A 22,254-nucleotide genomic window follows, 5' to 3' on the forward strand; every position below is an offset into this window, starting at 1 on the left:
AGAATTTAATTATATTCTTTCTTCTGTATCTCATCTAATTTTTTAGATATTTCCTTCAATTCATCAGAAACTCCATCTTGATTTTCTATAATTGACTTTGTTGGAAAAAAAGCTTCTAATATATTTTTTATACCTGTGAATATTTTGTTTTTATCTGTGAGGTAGGTATTTAGAGTAATATTTGATTCATCAAAATGCTTATTTACTTCTGATAAATCATTATTAATAAGATCATTAATATTCACTCCTAAAGCATTAGCAGCTTTTCGTATAATTTCTAAACTTGGTTCTTCTGTATTAAATATAGTGCTTATATACCTTTCACTATATTCCATTTTTTCTGCTAGAGTTTGTCTATAAGATTTACCTATAATTGACTGTGCAGCAATTTTAATATTTTGCCCTATATGTATTTTTTTATCCATTCAAGACTAGTTAATTGTTATTAATAACAATGACTTTCAAGTGAAATTATGCATAATTACTTCACATTTTTTAAAAAATATGAAATTTTTGCTCACATATTTGTTGTAATTAGATATGGATTTTAAATTTAATTGTTATCAGTTGTTATTAATTGTTTTTAAATCAAGGAATTCATGATAAGCTCCTATAAATCAAGATATTCCTTTCATAATTGTTTAATTATCCAATCATTCAATTATCTAAAAGTATGAAAAATATTTTTTCCTACCTATCTTTTTTGCTTTTACCTTTTAGTGAAAGTCATATTACTAAAAGAAGTTATGAAATGCATCGTGAAAAAACATTCACGGAAAAATACAAAAAGCTAAAAGACCAATTATTAGTTCTTTCATTTTTATTATCTGCTGTTTCAATATTCTTTGGTATAGCTGAGCTTGAATATGTTACACACATATGGTGGATATCACTTATTGTTTCACTGGTTATTGAAGTACTTAAACATAAAACAGGGCATACAATAATTAATAACATATATAGAGAAAAGAATATCAGCTCTGTTATCAAAAAAGAAATATTCTCTTTAGTATTTTTTATGTTATCAATTAGTGCCAGTTTATATCTGGCTTGTCAAGGTGCTAATAAATATCTTAGTAGAGATGTTATTATTATCAATAACATTAAAGAATTGTATAATTCTAAGCTAGACTCTATTAATTCCTCTTACAACATTTCAAAAAATACTTTAAGTAGTTCTTTAAATGATATTGAAAATGAGTATGCCAAACTGCTCAAAGAAAATATTGAAAACCTAAATTTTGAAGGTGGAAAAAAGGATAAATTAATAGAAAAAACTATTTCACGCCTTAACAAAGCTTGGAGTGATTCAAGTATTCAAGCTTTGTCTAATGTGATTGTGACAACTAAGCAGGGTAATGATTTTGAAAAAAAATCTTTCATTGAGAACTTAAATAGTATAAAAGATTTATATAAAAACAAGATTGATGAATTAAAGAACAGTAAATCTTTATTAGAAAAAGAATATACTGAAAAGAAAGGAAAAATAGGTTTAGAAAGAAATGAAGCCATAAGAACTCAAGTAAACAATGCGCAACTTGATAAAAATATCATTTATAGTATCGCAATATTATTTGAGGTCTTAATTCTTATCTGTATCAGCTTTTACAATAAATATATCTACAAGAAAAAAAATGATATAATAAAAATTTTAGAAAGAGAACATCGTAATTGCTCAAAGTTTATCAATGATTTAAACGATATAATTCAATTTACTTTATGCATGCAATCTATGATTGTTCATTTCAAAAATGACGAAAATAGAGATCAGCTAAAGAACTTAATGCAAAAAAATACTACTGTTTTAACAGTCAGCGATTGGTTAAAATCACACCTTTTAGAAATTGAATTATTTCAAGATGAATTTATAACAACTACACCAGATAAAAATACTTCAAATAACAACTTTAACAAAAGTAATAACAATGATGATGTTATTAAGAACATTGTTAACAATGGATATATCAATACTGATAATAATTATCCTAGGATTAATAACAATAACATAGAAAAGAAAAAAGAGACTTTAAATACCTCTAAAAAAATAAATGGGGATAGTGGAAACTCTATATTAATATCATCTTTAAACAATTCTGTTATAGAGAAAAAAACTAATTCAGACAAGACAGATAAAAAGGATTATAATGAAAGTCAAGACAATGCGAGTAAACTTAATAAAATACAAAGTGATCAATATTGGGAGATTATAATAAGCAGATATAACGATGATGAAAGACAGGTAGCCAAGTTACTAAAGGAAGAATATACTCAGAGGGAAATAAGAGAGCATTCTAATATTAAAAATACAAATAAAATTGCTGCAATCAGTAAAGAATTGCAGCAATTAGGTTTGATAAAAAAACCAAAAAGAGGGAAGGTAAGAAAAAACAAAGCTTTTGAAATCACATGATCTATTTCTAAATCATTTTGGATATCCAATAAGATAAATAACCTTTCCAAAGGTGTGGCTATCTATACCAGTTTCCCAATTAAAATTCTCATTACCTTCTACTTCTTTTATAAGTTTATTCACCATTTTTGGTGTATATAATCTTATCGCTGATACTATCCCATCCCACAAGGTTACTAGCGGTACAATGGAAATTAGATAAGTGAAAATTATTCTTGTCCAAGTAAATGGTCTAATAAAAGGTGTTGCTAACCACATTAATGCAATTAAATTTGTATACAAATTTGATAAAATAGCCTTGAAAGGCATTCCTTCATCTATTAAATACTTTCTAACTAATAGCATTGAACCACCTCCACCAGAGCAGCAATCAACTAAATGATTAGTACCTGTTTTTTCAATTGCAGACTTGAGAGGAGGTATTACTGCCTTAAAACATTAAAAGTTTTCATTAAGAATCTGAGGTAATCAGTCTGGCACTCTTGAAGAAAATTAGAGTATCAACTAAAATCTTCGATTTCAAATAAATGGAGTCTGTTCACATAAAATTAAGTTTTGTAGTTTTAGTTCACTAATTTAAAAAAGTGTGAACAAAATATCCTAATTATTTGTAGTTTTATGAAATAATTAAATATATTTGTTCCATGTTTGGAACAAAATTTTAAAAAGATGGAAACATCCGGAACATCACTTATTGAAATTGAAATTGGAACAAGTAATATTGACCTAGGCAGCAAAGTGAAAGCAACGAGAGGAGGAAAAATGCTGAGTTTATGTGCTCTTGCCAAAAAAAGTGGAGTTTCTAAATCTAGGGTTTCAGATTTAGAAAAGGGTAAAAATGTAAATTCTGAAACTTTATTGAAAGTTTTAGAGGGATTAGGCGCGAAGAAGATTTTAATTCAATTTTAAGTTGAACGCTAAAAGATACTATATGATAAGATAAGAGATAATTAAATATTCATATTGACCTATAAAAAATAAAACCACAAACTCTATTTCGGCAGGTGAGTTTGTGGCAAATATTTTCCTTTGTTTATATTGACTTCGTACCTCAAATATAAGCGGTTGGATTGTATTTTCCAAATTTTAAAGTACCTGCTATTTTTTTTAAACTGTAATGCAACCGTTTAATGCTGACTAATAACAAAGTACAGACAGAAGATAAATCATTCTGGCAGGTGATTTTTGACGATTTATTTCAAGCTATTGAAGCAGATGGAGGTGAAAAAATATACCAATACCACTTTCCTAACTGGATTCCATTTCAAAAAAAGAATATTTATTCTCCTTTTTCAGAAGGTAAAAACCCAACTTTTCATATTTATCCTAGTCATGCTCATGATTTTAGGACAGGTGAAAGTTATAGCCCTTGGCAACTACATAAGAAAATAACTGGATTGTCAGATAATAAAGAAATAGCAAAAGAACTTTGCGATCTTTATAATATCACTATCCCTTCAAAGTCAGAAAGAGTAATTAAAAGCTCTTATGTAGAATCCCGACTTAAAGCTTTAGATATATCATCTGAAGAAAATTCTTTATTAAATAATCAATCTTTCACTTTCAAGTCTGATAAAGATGATAACCTAGTAATACATTTCTCTAATTTTAAAGGCGAGGTTCACTTCTGGAAACCAGAAACAGCGAAGGATTATAAAATATGGGCTAGAAAAAGACTAAAGAAACCTTTAGAAGTTCTTAATAAGGATGGAAAAGCCGATCAAATAAAGTATTTAACAGAAAGAAATGCAGGAAACCGTTCCTTTCAAAATGGCATTTTTCAGTACTTCTATAAAGATAACTGTAATAAACTTCATGAGATCGAAACCTTAGTGTTTACTGAAGGTGAGTTAAAAGCATTCAAAGCCGCAAAACATGGTATTGCAGCTGTCGGATTAGTAGGTATACATAACTTTGGTAAGAGTATAAAAAATGAATCAGGAAGAACAGAAAGAGTTGATTTATTAGAAGATATCAAAGAATTATTAAATAATCTTCCAAGTCTTAAAAGTGTTGTTTTTTTACATGATAATGACTGTTTGAAACAATCCAAAGATGGATCAGATCAAAGAAAAATATCATTCTACTCATCTGTTAGAAACTTTAAATTAGCTTTTGAAAGCTACCCTTATAAACTTCATTATGCGCATATAAAGCCTGAATTAGGAGATGATTGTAAAGGGATTGATGATTTACTAGTTTGCTATAAAAAGAAGGAAAATGATATTAAAAAAGCGATTTATAAGCTTAAGAATTCATCATTTTTTACATTTTACAACCTAAACCATATCTCTAATAATGAAATTAGAAAGATATGGAGACTAGAAGCATCAAAAAGAACTTACTTAAATATTAATCAGTACTTAGGTGAAATAAATAGTTTACTTTCAGAAAAAGTTGAACAGTATAAAAAAGTAATATTAAAATCAGGTTGCGGTACTGGTAAGACTACTTGGATTTCAAATTACGCCAAAGAGAATGACAAGAGATTAATATTAGTAGTTCCTTATATGGCTTTAACCCAGCAATTGAGAAATAGAATGGAAGGGCTTGGTATGGTTTGTATTGATGGTAATAGTACAAAAGAAGATATCCAATCAGCAAAAAACTCTAAACTAGTCTCAGTTACATATGACAGTTTACAAAAAGTTGTTGAAGGTAATGATAAAGAAGAATGTTTACTAGCTGTAGATGAATATCATAATTTAGTAAATCAGGAACACTTTAGAGCTGATGCATGCCTAAACGTATTCAAAGCATTAAAATCATTTCAAAATGTCGTTTTGCTTTCTGGAACACCACACTTTTTATATGAAGAGTTGGGATTTAATTCAATCATAGTAAAGGCAAAAAAACAAAATAAGGTAGTAGTAACTCCTATAAGATATAAGAATAAAATTTCTTGGTTACTCTCAGATTTAGCTAAACAGCCTACAGGTAAATTAAATGTAATTAGGTGCAAAACAGTCTTACAATTAAAGCAAATTAAAGATGCTTTAATTGATACTGGTACTGATAAAAAGTCTATTTCATGCATATACAATCATGACTTTTTAGATGCTGATCCAACATGGGAAATGCTCATCCAAAAAAATCTTGTTCCTCAAGATGTTAAAATATTATTGTGTACAGCAAAAATTAACGATGGAGTAAATATTGAGAATAAAAATGTAGGTAAAGTCTATATTGTTGATGAAAATAATATGGATTCATTTATTCAATTCGTAGCTAGATTTAGAAATATTGATAACCTAGATGTAAATAGCCTACATAGCCAAAATGAAAACAAGTGGAAAAAATATGTCAATGAAAAAGCTCTCTATGCTGATTATAAAGAGTTTGCAGAGGCTATTATAGATATAATTAATTCAGAAAAAGACATAAAGGTATATGCTGAAAAACTCGGAATTGATTATGATATCCAGTTAAAAACTAGAGAAACTATAGTTAGTGATTTAATTGAAGATGACTGTGAGTTTAATGAACTAGCAGCATTTAAAAGGATACAAAATGAACAATATAAGTTCTTAACTAAAGACGAATTTTATCATCAATTAAGAAAAAAATATAATCATATCACTGTTTTAGATAATGTTTTAACTGATGGACAAACTATCATTTCTGAGAATAATATTAAGCAAAAATTAAATGATAAATCATTTTGGAAATTTGCATTGATTGAGTTCTATAGTTCTCTAGATGGAAAAAGAAAAAAAGAGAGTAGACAATTAAAGAAAGACATTGATAAATTTCTATCTGAAAACAATTATGAAATATACAGTCCATTTGTTTGGGACAAGCTTATAAATAATCAAAAAGAGATTAATGAAAAATATGGGAAGCTGGTAAGTAAACTAGCTTTTATTCACAATGATTATGTTATAAAACAGGCTAAGAGTAATATTGAAAACTCTAAAGAAGATGCTAGAATACAAATCATAAACATTTTAAAAAGTGAATATTACTGGACTTTCTTTAAAACACTTTATCATGTAACTAAAAATACATCTCTAAAACATAAATTAAAGAATTTTTTCGATGGATATAACTATAAGCCTGGTTCATCAGCTTTGCTACTAAAAGAACACGAGTTTCTATTTAAAGAATATGATAATTTAGTAAGGAATATAGCTAATGATTATCTTTTCTTATATGAATTCTTTGGTAATCATTTATCTCATAATCAACGTGTTAAATATGTTGAAGAAATAGAAAACTTTACTGATTATAGAGCAAAAGCTAAAACAGCTTTATTGTTACATTACTATGTAAATGATAGAAGTTTACTTACTAAAACTGAGCAGCAAGATGCAGAAATTATGCTGTCTGATATTAATATTTTACAGGATATTATTAAAGAAAAAGGTGATATAAAAAGATATACATTAGCATCAGACCGAAGTAACAAACGAGCTTATATTATTGAAAAAAATCTAGGAGAAAAGATTCAAAGAGCTAGTATAGATAATGAAAAAAGTTTATCTCAAAATATAATTGATAATTTGAATCTAGACCTTACTGTAACAGATATCACTAAATGTCTAAATGATAATAGATTATATAAGGCCTTATATTTAGATGGTAAACAAATAGGTGAAAGAATAAAATATTTGTTCATGAATCCTAGAAAGTATCGTAGTGTAAGGAATGGAAGAAAAGAAACTTTTTATGAGATATCAAGCCTTAAAAATGATAATTGTGTAAATTTAAAAGACGTTTGCGATAGAGTAAATGTTGATACTATGGTTTATATAAATAAACTTCCAGTTAGTAATAGTGATTCAAAGTGGACAAAGCAAAATGATGACGCTCTAATAAAAGAAAATTTAGTTTGTCCGTTTTAATTGACTTTTTCTAATTATTGGCAGAGAAGTTATTAAAGTAGTCTCTATGGGGTATATAGAAGTATCCGAATTTTGCGGATAGATGTCCTGTGGGGCTTCTATGAAGGATTATAGAAGTATCCGAATTTTGCGGATAGATGTCCTGTGGGGCTTCTATGAGGGATTATAGAAGTATCCGAATTTTGCGGATAGATGTCCTGTGGGGCTTCTATGAAGGATTATAGAAGTATCCGAATTTTGCGGATAGATGCCCTGTGGGGTTTCTATGAGGGATTATAGAAGTATCCGAATTTTGCGGATAGATGTCCTGTGGGGCTTCTATGAAGGATTATAGAAGTATCCGAATTTTGCGGATAGATGCCCTGTGGGGTTTCTATGAGGGATTATAGAAGTATCCGAATTTTGCGGATAGATGTCCTGTGGGGCTTCTATGAAGGATTATAGAAGTATCCGAATTTTGCGGATAGTAGTAGAATAAAATAGATTTGAATATGAATGAGATAATAATTTTTGAATCAAAGGAAATACGATCAGTTATGTATAACGGAGATTGGTATTTTGTTATAGCTGATGTAGTTGAGATACTAGTGGAAACAAATAGACCCGTGAAATATTGGTCTGATCTAAAAAAGAAAATCAAAAGTGAAGGAGCTGATCTTTCTGAAACTTTCAAAAAGTTGCCTTTTGTTGTAAGTGGTGGAAGAAAATATCAATTAGACTGTGCTAATACAGAAGGATTATTAAGAATAATACAATCTATTCCTTCAATTAAAGCAGAACCATTTAAACAGTGGTTGGCTAAAGTAGGTAGCAAAGTGTTGGATGAAAAAACCAATAAAAGGTTAGCGGCTAAACACAAGTTAGAAGAAGTACAAGATCGTCTTTTTGATAATATAAAAGATAGAGGTGTAGATAAAGATGGGTTTAAAAGGATCAATGATGCAGGAGATAAAGCATTATTTGGTGGGAAAAATATGAAGAAAAAATATGACATTGATAAGGATGATAATCTTGATGATCATATGAATACATTATTACTTATGGGTAAGGGTTTAGCTACGGAAATGACAAATCACCATACATCTTATAATGACTTGGAAGGAGAGGATGACATTACTAATACACATGAAGGGAATAATGAAGAAATTCGAACTGCTCTTATGAATAAGAATATTAAACCTGAAGAAATTCCACCAGAAGAAGATTTAAAGAAATTAAAAGGAAAGAATAAAAAGAACATTGATAAGTAATTATAATCAACAATGAAAGACGAAAATAAGAATACTGTATTTGATCTGCTTAGAAAGGATAAAGCTCTTCTAAGAGATATTTTAGGTGATATGACCAAAGAGGATTTGGGTAGTCACTATTTAAAACAACTGATGGAACATGAGTGGATTAACTTAAGGGCTCTTGCTGCGATGTTGGAATTACCCAAAGAGGAACAAGATGATAAAAAAGAAAGAAACAAAGCAGTTAATAATGTCAAGAAAAGAAAGAAGCATCCTAAAGAGAAAGTAATGAATATAAGAGAGGATTTACTAGAGCTAAAGGATTTATGCAGTAAGGTACTAGAATATTATGAAATAGATTGAATGTAAGTGCACCAGAATCTGATGCACTTATCACTATAAAGTTGTTTTTATTATATCAAGAAATATAATAAAGCACAAATATAATTTTTTAATTTTTCTTTTGAATTAAAAGCAAATTCAAATACATTTGGTGTATAAACAAAGCCAAAAATTTTACCTGTAAAAGGGTGCTTTCCCAAATAATATTACCAACAATTTGATAACTACTAAATTTTTTTAGTGGTACTACTATCATAGCATTTTGTTAATTTTTTTACTATAAAGTTGTTTTTATTATGTCATTTTACAAGAAAGCCCTAAGAGGTTTAGATGTGCTATCTAGACTCTTAAGTTTTGTATCCATTTACTTTTGCATAAAAGTAAGACCTATGGTTGCTTCAACATTTTTTGTTCCACTGTCAATTACTAAAAAGAAAGGAGTAGTCTTCTTCTTACTTAGTCTAGGTTTTATAAACTTAGTAAATGCCCAGAATAAAGTTTCAGGAGCTGTCGATAAGTTATCAGAACAGGTATTACTTATTTGTAATTTATTATTCATCATATTTATTGTTATCGGTCTAATTAGAACGATTAGCAAATTTGTAAAACAAGCTCCTGATGCTGCTGGGTCTTTAGTTTATGTTTTGATTGCAGTAGCACTTTGGGGAGGTTTTGCATATATGCAAGATGACATAGCTTCATTTGTTGGAAGTTCAGCATTCACAATTAAACATGGAGCTACAAAATAAGAATTATGGAAAGCTTCAAATTGATAGAGAAAAAAAGCCAAATATTTGGTGTATCGTTTCAAGATGCTTTCATACTTATATTGTTCTTCGTTACTGCATCTATTTTAGGTGCAGTAGTTAATTTATTTTTCCCAATACCTAAGTGGTATCATTTAGTTAATGTCACATTACTTTTTGTAGGATATTTTGTTTTAAAGAGGATCAATAAAAAAAAGCATGCAACATTTTTGATGTCTTTTATCTCTTTCTACTTAATGCAACCAAAGCATCTGTTTTTAGAGATGGAAGATAAACTCCAAATAAATAGAGTTGAAGTCAAAAATGTAAAGTCGAGTAAAAGGCGACATAAATAATAATTATATAACAAAGTGTAAACCTCGCCTTAATTTTTTCTAGTCTACAATAGTAGGGCTGTACTGTATATCCTTTTTTATATCCAATTACCCTTATACTAATCACTATAAAGTTGTTTTTATGATTCTCGCAAGACCTAAAAAAAAGAAGAGGTATTCTAAACCATATTTGGAGAGACAACCCATATTTGGAATAGAAGACAATAAAGTTTATTTAAATAATGGAAGAGTTGCAATAGGATTTAAAGTAAATGCTGTTGAAATGGAAAGCTTAAATGCTGATGAATATGCAGTAATAAATGAAGCTTTATCTCGTGGACTATCTAAGTTTCCCGTAGGTACTGTCATTCAAAAAACAGATATTTATTATGATGACAGGTATGATTCTGACCAAGAAAATGATAATACATACTTTGTATCACGTATGGATGCTTATTATTTTGAGCGTTTACAACAAATTCAAAAAGATTACTTCTTCATATCATTTCCAATAGATAGTCAGTATAAAGCAAATGCATTTAATAGCATATTTGCATTAGGATTATCTGTTGTAAAAAACCCTTTTTCTAATATTGAAGAAAGAGCAAGTATAGCAGAAAAGTATGCAAAGGATTTTATATCAGGTTTAGAAGGGATTGGAGGATTAAGCTTTAGTAGGTTAAGTACAAAAGAGCTTGAAGTATTATATTATCAGTATTCCAATTTAGATTTTAAGAACGAAACAAAATCATTTGAAAAAGAATTTTCAAATCAACTAGGCAATTGTCAAATAGGTGAGAAAAAAATAAATGTAGTTTCATTAAAAGGACAAGGGTTTGAGATTTTTGATAGTGTTCCAAATGAATTTGGTATAGATGCACCATTTATTTGGCCTCTAACCTATCATTTGGACTTCCCACATATACTCACTCAAACTCTAATTGTAGAAGATGATAGTGCATTGAATCTGCTTGATTTTGAAAAAAAAGTAAATTCAGGACTGTCTTGGATGAGTACTCAAGATAATGATCTAAAAGCAGAGACAATAAGTAATTTCACAAATCATATAAGAGCTGGAAATAATAGAGTATGTGGTTTAGGAATAAATGTTATTTGCTTTTCTGCTGATGATTATGAAAGGGAAGACAATGTACAAAATACTTTAAATGCTTTTAGTTTGATGGGATGTGAAGCATTTGTCGAAACTTATGACACAGCTACTATGTTTTTCGCATCATTCCCTGCTAATGGTTTCTCTAACTATCATATACTACAAACTAGTAGTGATATAGGTTCTAAGTATTTTCATTTTACAAAGTCTTATACAAGTGCTCATAAAGGTGAAATCTATTTGAATGACAGGTTCAGAAAACGTCTCAGAGTTAATTTATTTAATACGCATTTAAATAATCAAAATGCAATTGTAATTGGTCCAACTGGTTCTGGTAAAAGTTTTACTGTTGGATACTTTATCTGTCAAAGGCATGAGAAAAAGAGTCGTCAAATTATTATAGATAATGGTGGTAGCTATAAAAACCTCATGAAAATGCTTAAAGAAGATCAATATCATGATGCTTATTTTGAATATGATTTTGAGTCACCATTTTCTTTAAATCCTTTTTTAGTTCCTAAAAGTGAACATGGCAATTGGTTATTATCAGATCACAAAGAGCTTTTTATAGTAGCATGTTTGCGTCTTATGTATAAAGGACCAGGAGGGTATTTTGAGCAAGTTGAAATAGTTATTTTGCATGAGTTAGTAACTAATTACTATAGGTACTTAAATCAAAATAAAGAAGCCTTTCCTACCTTATCAGGATTTTATAATTGGGCTAGAGAAAACGATGCACAAAAAAGATTGGAGGATGACGAAGATTATATAGATCAAATGGAATGCTTTAAACTAAAGCAATTTTTACTGACTATAAAACCCTTTTCAACAGGTAGATACAGTAAAGGATTTAATTCTAAGAATAAGCTAGATATATCAGATCAAGAGATTATTTGTTTTGATATGCGGAAAATAAAAGAAGATCCACTTTTAGCTCCTGTTGTTGGACTTATGATTACTGAATTAGCAATGGATCAAATTAGAAAATTCCCTAATGAGATAAAGTACATTTATATGGATGAAGCATGGTCAATGCTAAACTCATTAGGAGATTTTGTGGAAAGTATGTTTAGGACTATACGAAAAGAAAATGGTTCTATGTGGATAATTACTCAAACTATTCATGAAATCGCAAACTCTAATATTTCAAAAGCTATTATCATTAATGCAGATACTAAGGTTATATTAAACCACCAATCTCAGCAAGCAGAAGTTTCAGAATTAAGTAGCCATTTAGCCTTTACAGATATAGATATTTCCAAGATTAATTCATTGCGAAAAGAAAGCAATTCTTATAGGGAAATATTTATCAAGCAGGGAAATTATAGTAGAGTTTATTGCTTAGAAGCACCTCCACATATAGGAGCAGCTATAACTAGTAAACCTTCTGAGAGGAATGCAATCAATGTATTGGTAGAAAAGAATGGAAATATAAAAGCTGCTATAGATGAGTATGTAGAAAAGCAATTTTTGACTAATGATAACAAAGTATCAAACGATACTTATGAAGAAGAAACTTCACCATTGGCAGTCAAAAAATCTATGTCTGCAAAGTAGAATAAATATCTTTTTTGAAATCAGAAAAACTATATCCAAATTATGAATAATGTAACAGATAATGCTGCATTTCTTGAAGCTATCTATGCAGTGACCGAGGATATATGGTATGTTGCTTATATATTGTTACCAATATTCTTAGTAATGATGATAACTAAATCAGTAGGAAAGTCATTGTTACTAAATACATCATTGAGCATTGATTTTGGTATGATTATCAGAGTGGTATTTTACCTCTTATTATTGCCTTTCTATGTCGAAATAATGGATATGATTAGTTTGACAATAGCATGGGTTTGTGACCAACTTGATCCTCAAACAGATGTTTTTGTTGATCTAAATAATTTAAGCTCTTATGGAGAATCGGAAAAATCAGACTGGGATTATATAGTTGATACAGTTCAAGAAATGGGAGATGGTGTTGTATCTTTTTTTGATAATCCTTTATTGTTTTTTGTAACAATGACAAAGTCAGGATTACTTTTCGCTGTTAGAAAAATAATTAATATTCTACGAGCAATATTCATAGGAATTCTATTTGCAGTTGGTCCATTATCCTTTGCTATGAGTGCATTGCCAAACCGATCTGGACTATTAAATAAATGGTTTACAGCTTATTTAAACTTACAATGTTGGTCTATTGTAATCATCATACTTGATAAGATTTTCGATACTTATGCTAATAATTTATCCGAAGAAGGATTCAGTATGTTTATGTTTAGTGGTGAGTTTTTTAATAGCTTAAATGCTTTTATTATTCTCGTAGTTTATCTCATTTCTTTCTTATTTATACCTTGGTTAACCAGTTTTATAGTTGGTAGTAGTGATGTTGGACACATACCAGGCAAAATAGCACAGACTGTAATGGCTGTACAATCTGCTGGTGCATCACTAGCAACAGGTGCTATAGCAGGAGCTAGTATCAAACATGCAACTATAAATAGAATGGCTAATCCAGTAGTTTCAAATCCTAAAAGCTCTTTCCAAAAAAATGTCAATAATAAAGTAAGCAGAAGCTCAGGAAGGCAAAGAAGGAGATAATCCAAGTCATTTAAAAATCTATAATGTTATGAATCAAATGCAAAATGTATCAAAGATGTTTGATGGTATGAAAATAACATCTATCTGTAGTGTTTTATCTTTAGTGATAGTTGTTGTTTTCATGAGTTTTAATAAAGATGCTGCTGTAAAAGATGCTAGTGGTAAAGCATATATAAAAACCAACAGTGGTACTTTTTCTGCTCATATTGATGAGTCTAGTAGTGTATCTATCTATGAAGCTAAATTATTTGTAAAAAACTCTCTAAGATTAGCTTTCGCCCATAATAAGCACACTTTCAAAGAAAATATGAGTGCTTTAGAATATCTCCTTCAAAAGAAGGATATGAATAGAATCCTTTCAGATTTTGAAAAGGCTGAGGAGTATGAAAATTATCAAAGGTTTGATTCTCGATCAGAGGTAAGTTTCGACTCTATATCAATTGATTTAGATGCTGTTCCAATCAAAGGTGTATGCAAGTTCAGAAGAAATATATATTTCTACAATGAACAAGCTACTATACCAACTACTTGCATATTTCAACTAGAAAAAGTTGATGCAGGAAGAAGTGACAACAATCCTTATGGCTTGAGACTGAAGAATATTGACTATGTAGATTATATAAAATAATAGAATTATGAAATTTAACTTAATCTTATTTTTAATAATTGGGCTAAGCCGTGTTGGTTTCTCTCAAATGGATACTATCTATGTTAATGATAAAACTCCTGCTGTACTCCTATTTGATAATAGAGTAGTATTTTCAGAAAGTGATGCGAGTTATTTTACTCAAATCCAAAATGAAGTTATTTATTTAAAATCGAAAAGTACAAATCCAGAAGTTGGACATCTAACAGTAAAAGAAGGGAATAATTTTTATTCATTTTTTGTCGCTTATAAAGCTAGTATAGATAAGATAGAATACGATTATAGAGAGAATACTTTAATGAAAAGGTCTTTACTTAATCGAGAAAATCATATACCTCCAGTACCATTAAATTTGGTTAAATCAAGGTTAAAAGAGTTCTCATTATCTACTGATAGAAATGAGTATAAAACAGTTGCTACTAAAATAGATAATATAACTCTACAATTATTAGATGTACTTGTAGACCATACTGCTTTTTATCTTAAGTTTTCTGTAAAAAATGAGAGTGCTGTTATCTATAGAATAGATTATTTAGGGTTTGAGAGGAAAGAATTCTATCGAAAAAGATTTTTACCTTTTGTAAATAAGAAAGTAACCTCTACTCCTTTTGAAATCTTTGCTTCAGTAGATATGAGGGATATACCACCTTATTCTAGTAATGAGTTTTCAGTAGCTATCCCTATTTATGCGACAGGTGATTTAGGCAGTTTGATTGTTACCCTACGTGAATCTACAGGGGTTAGAACCATTCCTCTTTCAATCAAACCTAAATATTTAGAGAAAGCAGATTTATATCTAAACCCAAGTGTGTCAAGTAAAAAAGATGACTCATTATGAAAGATTTTTTTAAAAAAATAAGGAAGAAAGCTATTCTAGACTTCCTTAAAAACAACAAAATTATAGTTGTCCTATTCATTTTTGTATTAGCAATATGCTATACATTTCTTGATTTCATGATTAATGTAAATGAAGATGATTTAAAAGGAGAATCACCTACTGCTAATTATGATATAGAACCTAATGAAGAAGAAGCCGATAATAATGAAGACTATTCAATTGAAGACTCGTCAGCATACTATCAGATAGTGGATTATGTAGAGGTTTTTAGTAAGTTAAAAAAAGGCGAGGATGATAAAGAGTTTGACTTAGAAGCAGAAAAAGCAAAGTGGTTAAGTTCTTTGAATCAAGATACAGCAAAAGAAGTAAAACCAGCTTCTAAACCGAAACCTAAGCCTATATATAAGAAAAAGGAAGTAAAACCTATTGAAAAGCAGGTTAGACCGAAAGTCAATGAAGATAGCATAGCAAGAAGAATTAAAGATAATGTATTTAATCTTTCATACGGCTCTCCTATGTTCAATGATATTGGCAGTAAAAAATACTTTGCCAAAGCAGTTATACATAACAAACAACAGATAAAATCAAGCTCAGAAGTATGGCTTCGTTTTGTTGAAGATGCGACATTTGAAGGTAATACCTATAAAAAGAATACAGTTTTTAGAGGTAGAGCTTCATTGAATGGTAATAAAATAATGATCTCCATAAATAATATTAATGGTAAATCTGTAGACTGTGAGGTTTATGATAATGATTATACTGTAGGTATTATTTTGGAAGATTATGACCATGTATTACAAAAAGAATTAGAAAGGTCAGCTAGAACAGAATTTTCAACTTCTGTAACATCGATACCTCTTGATGCAGTCCAAGAAACGGCTAATGCCATTACAAGAGCCAGAGCTAAAAAGAAGAGTATTTTAGAGTTGAATGATGGGTACGATGTTTTTATCGCTGAAATAGAAGATTGATGAAAGGACTTATAATAATATTAATTCTTGCGGTCTATCCAGTAGGAGCCAAATGTCAGTTTAATATAGTTCAAGCTTCTAATAATACTGAAATACTTGTTTGTATAAATGGAAATCAAGAAGTTAAAAATGGTGATAAGGTAAACTTGCGATTAGATGAAAGTATTATTCTTAACAATCATTTTTTGGATAGAAATACAACTTTCTGGGGAATAGTAAACATAGATTCAGTTGATTTGAATGTAAATGTTTTTGAGATACAACAAGAAAAGGTAAACTACTATTTGTACGACCTAAATGCTCAAGTTAAGGGAATTAGCTTGCCATTTGATGATAGGTATAACAATACATACACTTCATCTGTGCAGGATATAACAAGCAAAAAAAATGTCTTAGGTAAATTGAAATTTCTTGGTAATTCAGGACAAAAAACTATAGACCCTATTTCATTTACTTTTTATGATAACCAAAAATTTTTATTGAAATGAAAAAAATAGTATTTCTACTAATACTTTCTTTTGGATTCATTAATGTGAATGCACAAGGAATTCCAGTAATTGATCCAATTCATATAGTTGTATCAGGAGTGAATTTAAAAAAAGCAAAAGATCAATTACAAAAGCTTGAAGAACAACTTATTGAAATAAAAAGAGTCGTCTACAATGTAAACCAAATGCGGTTATTAAAAGAGCGTATAGAAGAAAGACTATCTAGCGCAAAATCCGTGGAAGATTTAATGTTTTCTAATATTGATGATGAGTTTGAAACAGCATTTAACTTTGTAGATAACCCAAACCAATATGTTGATTTTATAGGAAATTTTGGTGATTTAGAAGCCTTGTATAAGGCTATAGAAGAAGAGAAACCTATAGATTTATTTGATTATATCAATGGTTACACAGAGGGTAAAGTACCTGATAATTTTGAGAACTTCATTAATGATGAAAGTCAAAAAACTACTAATAAGTATGCATTGATGGAAGGTTTGTCTATGAAAAGGATAAATATGGCTCTATCCTATAATGATCTATCTCAAAAGTTGATTGAAAAAGCATCTGAACTAGAAGAAGCTACAAAAAATCAAAAGGGTGTACTTCATATGACAGAGTATGAAAGATTACAGTCAATGAAAACAGTTCATGAGTACTTATTAAAAAGCCTAGAAATTAGAGATAAGGCAGATACATATATTTTGAAAACATTCGATTCCAATCCTTATAAAAGATATGCTACAAATATGTATGAGAATAAGCTTAGAAGGGATAAACTCATGGAAAATAGTATCTATACTTTTGGGAAATAATTTATTGGCTATGAGAAACATATTTATAATTGCTTTTATCCTGATTTCAGCTAGTATAAAAGCCCAAACTCCTGTTATTGATTTTACAAATCAAGAAGAATATCCAATTGACTTTACTGATCCAGAAGAGGTTTTAATTATATCCCAGATTAAAGAATTGAAGCTATTAGAACAACATCTTCAAGAGCTTGTAAATATCATTGGTGGAGATTATCCAACTGAAATTGTTGAGATTGATTACTCTAATGTGCACTATGAAATAGATTTAGAAGCTGTTACAAAGGTATTGAATATTTTAGATGGAGCTTTGGATAATGAGTTAGACATAGAAGCAGTGATGGAATTGTCAGAATCAGAAATACTAGATGAAGCTCTTGGTGAAATAGATGCTTTACAAATTTTATCAGATATAGATGATTATAAAGATTTATCTACTATAGGAGAGTTGGGAGATGTATCAGATACTGAAATTCAAGATGAAATGAGAAAATGGGGAGTCCAATTTGATGAGTCAAATCCTAACTTTAGTTCATTTGCAGACCAAGAGTATGAGAATTTTGGTAGTGGCATTGGTGACTTGTTAGGATCTATTTTTGGCTCAGGTATTCCAGTTATGGATTTGGCTCATGTCAACAAGTCCAAAAAGATAGAAAAGCAGTTAGATGAGCAACATGAAGAATTGTCTATTGAGAGTATTCTAGCTTATATGAATTCAATTAATGCTGAAAAAATAAATAAAATAGAGCATGATACAGATGAGCGTATGAGAAAAGCTAATACTGTTAGAGATGTCAATTTTTCAGATTTTTTAGAAGAGTTTATAGATGTTGAAGAGTTTCAATTTGGGTATCAAAACTGGGTATCCGAAATCAAGTTTATGGAAAGGCTTAAGGATGATTTTTCTGATTTAAGTAATACTGAAAATGCAAAAAGTCTATATGGAAAATTAACTAACTCAATAGAGTTTCAATTAGGAGATAACATATATTACTTTCATGAAGAGCAACAAAAAAAGGCTTTGAATAAATATGTGGTAAATGAATCAAGTGATAAGAAAATGCTTGAACTGGTATTAAAAAGAGAATATTCAAAAGACTTATTAGAAAATGCTCAAGAACTGAAATCATCAGTGATGCATGAGTACTTCAAGAAGTTTCATATGTCTTCTTATGAAAGATTAAATATTACAAATAAGGCTACTGAATACCTCTATGAAGCAATGGAAAATGAAATAGATGCTAGTGAGGAAATGGTTAATTCTTTTCGATATGATAATCCATCTAGTAAAAATATTGCTGTTTCTTTTTACAAAAATATGCTATTGAGAAAATATCTAGAGGAATCTAAATTCTATACATATGGCGAGGATTAAATATTATTTTTTATTTCTATTACTGATTGTACCTAAGATTCTGTTTTGTCAAACTCCTGTGTATGATAAGATGCACGATAAAAAAATAGATGACCATTCTGCTACAGATGGATTGCAAATGATTGAATTGTATACAAGACGATATTTTGAACAAGAAACAAAAGAAGCTCAAAGGAAAGTCAGACAATTGAAGTATAAAATTGAAGCAGGATTAAAGAATGTAGAAGACATTTTAAATCTATCCTTATCTGATTTAACAAAGGATTTTGAACGTATAGATAATGTCTTATCTCTATCTGAAGACTTTATGGATTTAGATGTTCTTAAAGTTTATAATAATGAAGCATTCAGCCACCAGAAAGCATTGAATATTTATCAAAATATAAATTCTTATAATAGTAATACCTCTTTCCCTAGTCAAGCTCAAAAAGGTAATGCTGCTATCAATAGAATACATGTTGAAGAAATGGTACAGGAAAGACAAGTGTTGATAGCAGGAAGTTATGAGAAATTGGCAAAAGAGTACTCTTTGAAGCTTAGTGAACTGGAAGGAGCTTTAAAGGAAGATGAATTATTAAGAATGACACAGGGAGAAAGGTTTGAAATAGCAACTCAGATTCAAAATGGATATAAGTATATCAATAGCTTACAACAACAATCAGAAAAGTTATTGAAGTCTTCTATGGAAATGAGCAATAGTAAAAAAGCAGCTATCAATATTTACAAGCAAAAACTAATAAGAGTTGAATTGTCTAAAGATCAATTATACATTCATGGCACGAACTAAGTACATTATCATTTTTTGTTTTTTTTCAATGCTATCAATTAGCACCAAATCTTTTGGTCAGTATATACCGTTCATCATTTATGATAAAGGAGGTATTAAAACTCGTACAGTTGATCTTATCAAAAATTTCATAAAAGATTGGTTTTTGCAGGAGATACAAGAAGAAGTTGATGAAGAAAAATTGGAAGTTTTTTTAGATAATATATTGGAACAGTATCAAGATAACCATTTAGCTAATTTTAGTCTAGAGTCTATTAAAGATTTACTACTGGCTAACTCAGGAACTTTTACATTAATTAAAGATGTCCAAGGTTTAGATTTTACTGGTTATTCAAACTTTCCTACAGATGTGATGCAAAACGCTTATACAGCAGAAGGAAACAAACTTCATCAAGCTAAAAAAATATATACTTCTATCAACTATACAGAAGGAAACATACCTAAAACAATTGAAGAAGTTGAGAGCTTTAAAGAAAGTAGAAATAAATTATTACTAGGTTTTGATGAGTATACAAAAAAAAGAAAAGTTGAAACTGCTATATTGTATAAAGAACTATCAACAGATTTAATAGAAAAAGCTAATGAGTTTCTGAAAGAGGTGAAAAAAGATGGTAAAGAAGGTATGAGAATGAGTGAATCAGAAAGAATAAAAGCTATTAATATATGCTACCAAATGATTGGAGATGCCTACAAAATCATTGAAGAGTCTGACAAAATGTTAAATAATAGTTCTAAAATGCATCCTATTTGGGATAAAATGAATAAACAATATGAATGGAAACTTATGAGAGAAGAGCTATTGAAACAGGAATTTTAAATATATAATACCATGAAAAAACTATTGATTTTTTTAACTAGTCTATGCTTCCTTTATAGTTGTAATGATTCATCAGATAATGAAGATGATATAGAAGAAGAAGTAACAAGTGCTAGAATCATTGAAATTTTAGGACAAAATAAGAAATGGGTTAGAGTATCATTAGTTTCTGAAGAAGAGAAAACACTTAATGGAATAACTTCTACAGATTGGTATGAGCTTATACCAGAATGTTATCAAGATAATGAGATTAATTTTAATGCATTTCTATTTTCATCAGGAAATTATGATTTATATGAAGATTTTGCAGATATGTATATGGGCGAGGAATTATGTGAAAGCAATGAATCAATAACTCGTGATAATATTTTTAATTGGACATTAGATGGAGAGAAGAAAATGATCAGTATAGAATTTTCAGAGTATGATCATGAGTATTTATATGGAGAGATAGGAAATGAAATCAGTAATGTAGAAAATTGGTATATAAGATCAATAACAGAATCTGAGATCATTTTTGAATATGTTAAAGAATGGAATGGTGATACATATAATATGGAAGCCAAATATATTCTAACTGAATAGAATTTTATTAAAATTAGATTACTACCACTAGAATAAAATTTTACGGCTTCAGTAGTTGATACTTGAAGTTGAATTTTAAATATAAAGTTGTTTTTTAATTATCATCAAGTATGAAAAAGTTTATTTTTAGCAGCATAGTACTTATGCTATGTGCCTGTGCAGGTTATGCGCAAAGGCATATAAAAAATCAAAACGAGTTTGGTTTGGATTATGGTTGGAGAGAAGGTAATGGTAGAAGTTATAATGGTTGGTATTTAGCTACAAACTATGGTAAGTTAATAACTGATCGGTTTACTCTAGGTACTACTATAACCTATGAGAAAGGATATAAATTAAATTCCATTTTTACTGATACAATTATTGTATCTAGTCCATATGAAATAGATTATAAATACAACTATGAAAATCTTCTTGTTGATTTAAGTTTAAGTTATAATCCTATAAGATTTGGTGAATTTGCATTCTGGGATATATTTCTTGGGGGGACTATTGGATACGAAGATTTCAAAAGTTTTTCAGAGTCTAAAAGAGTATTTTTAATAAGAGAAAACTTTGAAAGGTCAGATGATTTAGAACCTAATTTACCTAAAGGTTCAACTGTTATTGGCTATGTGATTGGAACAAATCTTAAAGCTTATTTGGGAGACTATTTTAGCTTACTCTTACAATATCAATATAGAGTAATTGGAAAGTCTAAAATATCTAAAGAAAGAGGTTATTATGGATTAGGTTTGAATTTCAATTTTTAGAATCATGAGCTATAGATCATTATCTCAAGTTAATGATGATGAAGAGGTACTTTGGAGTGAAAAACCATCTCAAATATTAAATCTAAAATCATTCTTTATTTCATCATTATCCATGATCATAAGCCTTTATGTTGTTGTCCATATAAAGGATATATATGATAAGATAAGAAGTTATCAAAAACAGATAGGAATAGAAATAATTGATATTGAAGTCATATTTTATTTTATAGCTATAATTTTCTTCATATCAGTCTTTTATATGTTTTCATCTTGGTTAAGAGTTTATATGATCGAGTATAAATTAACTACAGATAGATTATTTAAAAAGCATGGTATATTCAAACAGGAAATTGATGAATTAGAGCTTTATAGAATTAAGGACTATACTATCATTTCCCCGTTTATTTCACGTCTTTTTAGTGTTGCAAACATAAGGTTAGATACTTCTGACAAATCGCACAGTGTTCTTTACTTAATGGCAATAAAAGATACAGAAAGGGTTAATCAGACAATCCGAAAACAAGTAGAAATCCTCCGATCTAGAAAAGGAGTGAGAGAAATTGATTAA

General features: G+C 29.2%; 22 protein-coding genes. 20 read left to right on the top strand and 2 right to left on the bottom strand.

Translation table 11 applies throughout. The features are described from left to right. Window positions 1-5: 5 nt before the first annotated feature. Entirely contained in the window at window positions 6-425 is a 420-nt protein-coding gene (locus tag OQ292_RS39605) for a helix-turn-helix domain-containing protein (protein WP_284689753.1), read from the bottom strand. Window positions 426-673: 248 nt separating this feature from the next. Here OQ292_RS39605 and OQ292_RS39610 point away from each other — a divergent pair, with 248 nt between their 5' ends. After that, complete coding sequence (locus OQ292_RS39610; RefSeq protein WP_284689754.1) at window positions 674-2,410, top strand: hypothetical protein; 1,737 nt, start codon at window positions 674-676, stop codon at window positions 2,408-2,410. A 12-nt stretch (window positions 2,411-2,422) separates the two neighbouring features. Here the strand turns inward: OQ292_RS39610 and OQ292_RS39615 are convergent, their stop codons facing one another. Then, window positions 2,423-2,719 (bottom strand): hypothetical protein, encoded by a 297-nt coding sequence (locus OQ292_RS39615; RefSeq protein WP_284689755.1) that lies wholly within the window; start codon window positions 2,717-2,719, stop codon window positions 2,423-2,425. Between the two features lie 360 nt (window positions 2,720-3,079). Here OQ292_RS39615 and OQ292_RS39620 point away from each other — a divergent pair, with 360 nt between their 5' ends. From OQ292_RS39620 to OQ292_RS39710, 19 genes are all read left to right on the top strand, one after another. Continuing rightward, window positions 3,080-3,319 carry a helix-turn-helix domain-containing protein gene (locus OQ292_RS39620; RefSeq protein ID WP_284689756.1) on the top strand — a complete coding sequence of 80 codons (240 nt, stop codon included), beginning with the start codon at window positions 3,080-3,082 and terminating at the stop codon, window positions 3,317-3,319. A 221-nt stretch (window positions 3,320-3,540) separates the two neighbouring features. Then, window positions 3,541-7,254: a DEAD/DEAH box helicase family protein gene (locus tag OQ292_RS39625; RefSeq protein WP_284689757.1), complete on the top strand. Its 3,714-nt coding sequence runs from the start codon at window positions 3,541-3,543 to the stop codon at window positions 7,252-7,254. A gap of 491 nt (window positions 7,255-7,745) precedes the next feature. Then, window positions 7,746-8,504: a BRO family protein gene (locus OQ292_RS39630; RefSeq protein ID WP_284689758.1), complete on the top strand. Its 759-nt coding sequence runs from the start codon at window positions 7,746-7,748 to the stop codon at window positions 8,502-8,504. Window positions 8,505-8,516: 12 nt separating this feature from the next. Continuing rightward, window positions 8,517-8,849 (top strand): hypothetical protein, encoded by a 333-nt coding sequence (locus OQ292_RS39635; protein ID WP_284689759.1) that lies wholly within the window; start codon window positions 8,517-8,519, stop codon window positions 8,847-8,849. Between the two features lie 275 nt (window positions 8,850-9,124). Continuing rightward, on the top strand, window positions 9,125-9,577 hold the full coding sequence (locus OQ292_RS39640; RefSeq protein WP_284689760.1) for a hypothetical protein: 453 nt from the start codon (window positions 9,125-9,127) through the stop codon (window positions 9,575-9,577). A 5-nt stretch (window positions 9,578-9,582) separates the two neighbouring features. Then, on the top strand, window positions 9,583-9,930 hold the full coding sequence (locus OQ292_RS39645) for a hypothetical protein (protein WP_284689761.1): 348 nt from the start codon (window positions 9,583-9,585) through the stop codon (window positions 9,928-9,930). A 121-nt stretch (window positions 9,931-10,051) separates the two neighbouring features. After that, the gene (locus OQ292_RS39650; protein ID WP_284689762.1) at window positions 10,052-12,577 is read left to right on the top strand and encodes a VirB4 family type IV secretion system protein; all 2,526 of its coding nucleotides are present in this window, start codon (window positions 10,052-10,054) and stop codon (window positions 12,575-12,577) included. A gap of 42 nt (window positions 12,578-12,619) precedes the next feature. Then, window positions 12,620-13,618, top strand: coding sequence for a TraJ family protein (locus tag OQ292_RS39655; RefSeq protein ID WP_284689763.1), 999 nt, complete (start codon window positions 12,620-12,622; stop codon window positions 13,616-13,618). Window positions 13,619-13,646: 28 nt separating this feature from the next. Further along, window positions 13,647-14,246 carry a hypothetical protein gene (locus OQ292_RS39660; RefSeq protein ID WP_284689764.1) on the top strand — a complete coding sequence of 200 codons (600 nt, stop codon included), beginning with the start codon at window positions 13,647-13,649 and terminating at the stop codon, window positions 14,244-14,246. A gap of 7 nt (window positions 14,247-14,253) precedes the next feature. After that, window positions 14,254-15,102 carry a DUF4138 domain-containing protein gene (locus tag OQ292_RS39665; RefSeq protein WP_284689765.1) on the top strand — a complete coding sequence of 283 codons (849 nt, stop codon included), beginning with the start codon at window positions 14,254-14,256 and terminating at the stop codon, window positions 15,100-15,102. Next, complete coding sequence (traM, locus tag OQ292_RS39670) at window positions 15,099-16,073, top strand: conjugative transposon protein TraM (protein WP_284689766.1); 975 nt, start codon at window positions 15,099-15,101, stop codon at window positions 16,071-16,073. The genes OQ292_RS39665 and traM (OQ292_RS39670) overlap by 4 nt, the downstream gene beginning before the upstream one ends. After that, window positions 16,073-16,561, top strand: a complete 489-nt coding sequence (traM, locus tag OQ292_RS39675; protein WP_284689767.1) for a conjugative transposon protein TraM — start codon at window positions 16,073-16,075, stop codon at window positions 16,559-16,561. Before traM (OQ292_RS39670) ends, traM (OQ292_RS39675) begins: the two co-directional genes overlap by 1 nt. Next, the gene (locus OQ292_RS39680) at window positions 16,558-17,376 is read left to right on the top strand and encodes a hypothetical protein (RefSeq protein WP_284689768.1); all 819 of its coding nucleotides are present in this window, start codon (window positions 16,558-16,560) and stop codon (window positions 17,374-17,376) included. Before traM (OQ292_RS39675) ends, OQ292_RS39680 begins: the two co-directional genes overlap by 4 nt. 10 nt (window positions 17,377-17,386) lie before the next feature. Beyond that, window positions 17,387-18,748 carry a hypothetical protein gene (locus OQ292_RS39685; RefSeq protein ID WP_284689769.1) on the top strand — a complete coding sequence of 454 codons (1,362 nt, stop codon included), beginning with the start codon at window positions 17,387-17,389 and terminating at the stop codon, window positions 18,746-18,748. Then, on the top strand, window positions 18,735-19,535 hold the full coding sequence (locus tag OQ292_RS39690) for a hypothetical protein (protein WP_284689770.1): 801 nt from the start codon (window positions 18,735-18,737) through the stop codon (window positions 19,533-19,535). The genes OQ292_RS39685 and OQ292_RS39690 overlap by 14 nt, the downstream gene beginning before the upstream one ends. Next, window positions 19,522-20,352, top strand: coding sequence for a hypothetical protein (locus OQ292_RS39695; protein WP_284689771.1), 831 nt, complete (start codon window positions 19,522-19,524; stop codon window positions 20,350-20,352). Before OQ292_RS39690 ends, OQ292_RS39695 begins: the two co-directional genes overlap by 14 nt. A 24-nt stretch (window positions 20,353-20,376) precedes the next feature. Then, a complete protein-coding gene (locus OQ292_RS39700) occupies window positions 20,377-20,937 on the top strand; it encodes a hypothetical protein (protein WP_284689772.1) in 561 nt (186 codons plus the stop codon). A 110-nt stretch (window positions 20,938-21,047) separates the two neighbouring features. Further along, window positions 21,048-21,686, top strand: a complete 639-nt coding sequence (locus tag OQ292_RS39705; protein ID WP_284689773.1) for a hypothetical protein — start codon at window positions 21,048-21,050, stop codon at window positions 21,684-21,686. A gap of 4 nt (window positions 21,687-21,690) precedes the next feature. Beyond that, a complete protein-coding gene (locus OQ292_RS39710) occupies window positions 21,691-22,254 on the top strand; it encodes a PH domain-containing protein (protein WP_284689774.1) in 564 nt (187 codons plus the stop codon).

This window comes from Chondrinema litorale (assembly GCF_026250525.1).
Classification (GTDB): Bacteria; Bacteroidota; Bacteroidia; order Cytophagales; family Flammeovirgaceae; genus Chondrinema; species Chondrinema litorale.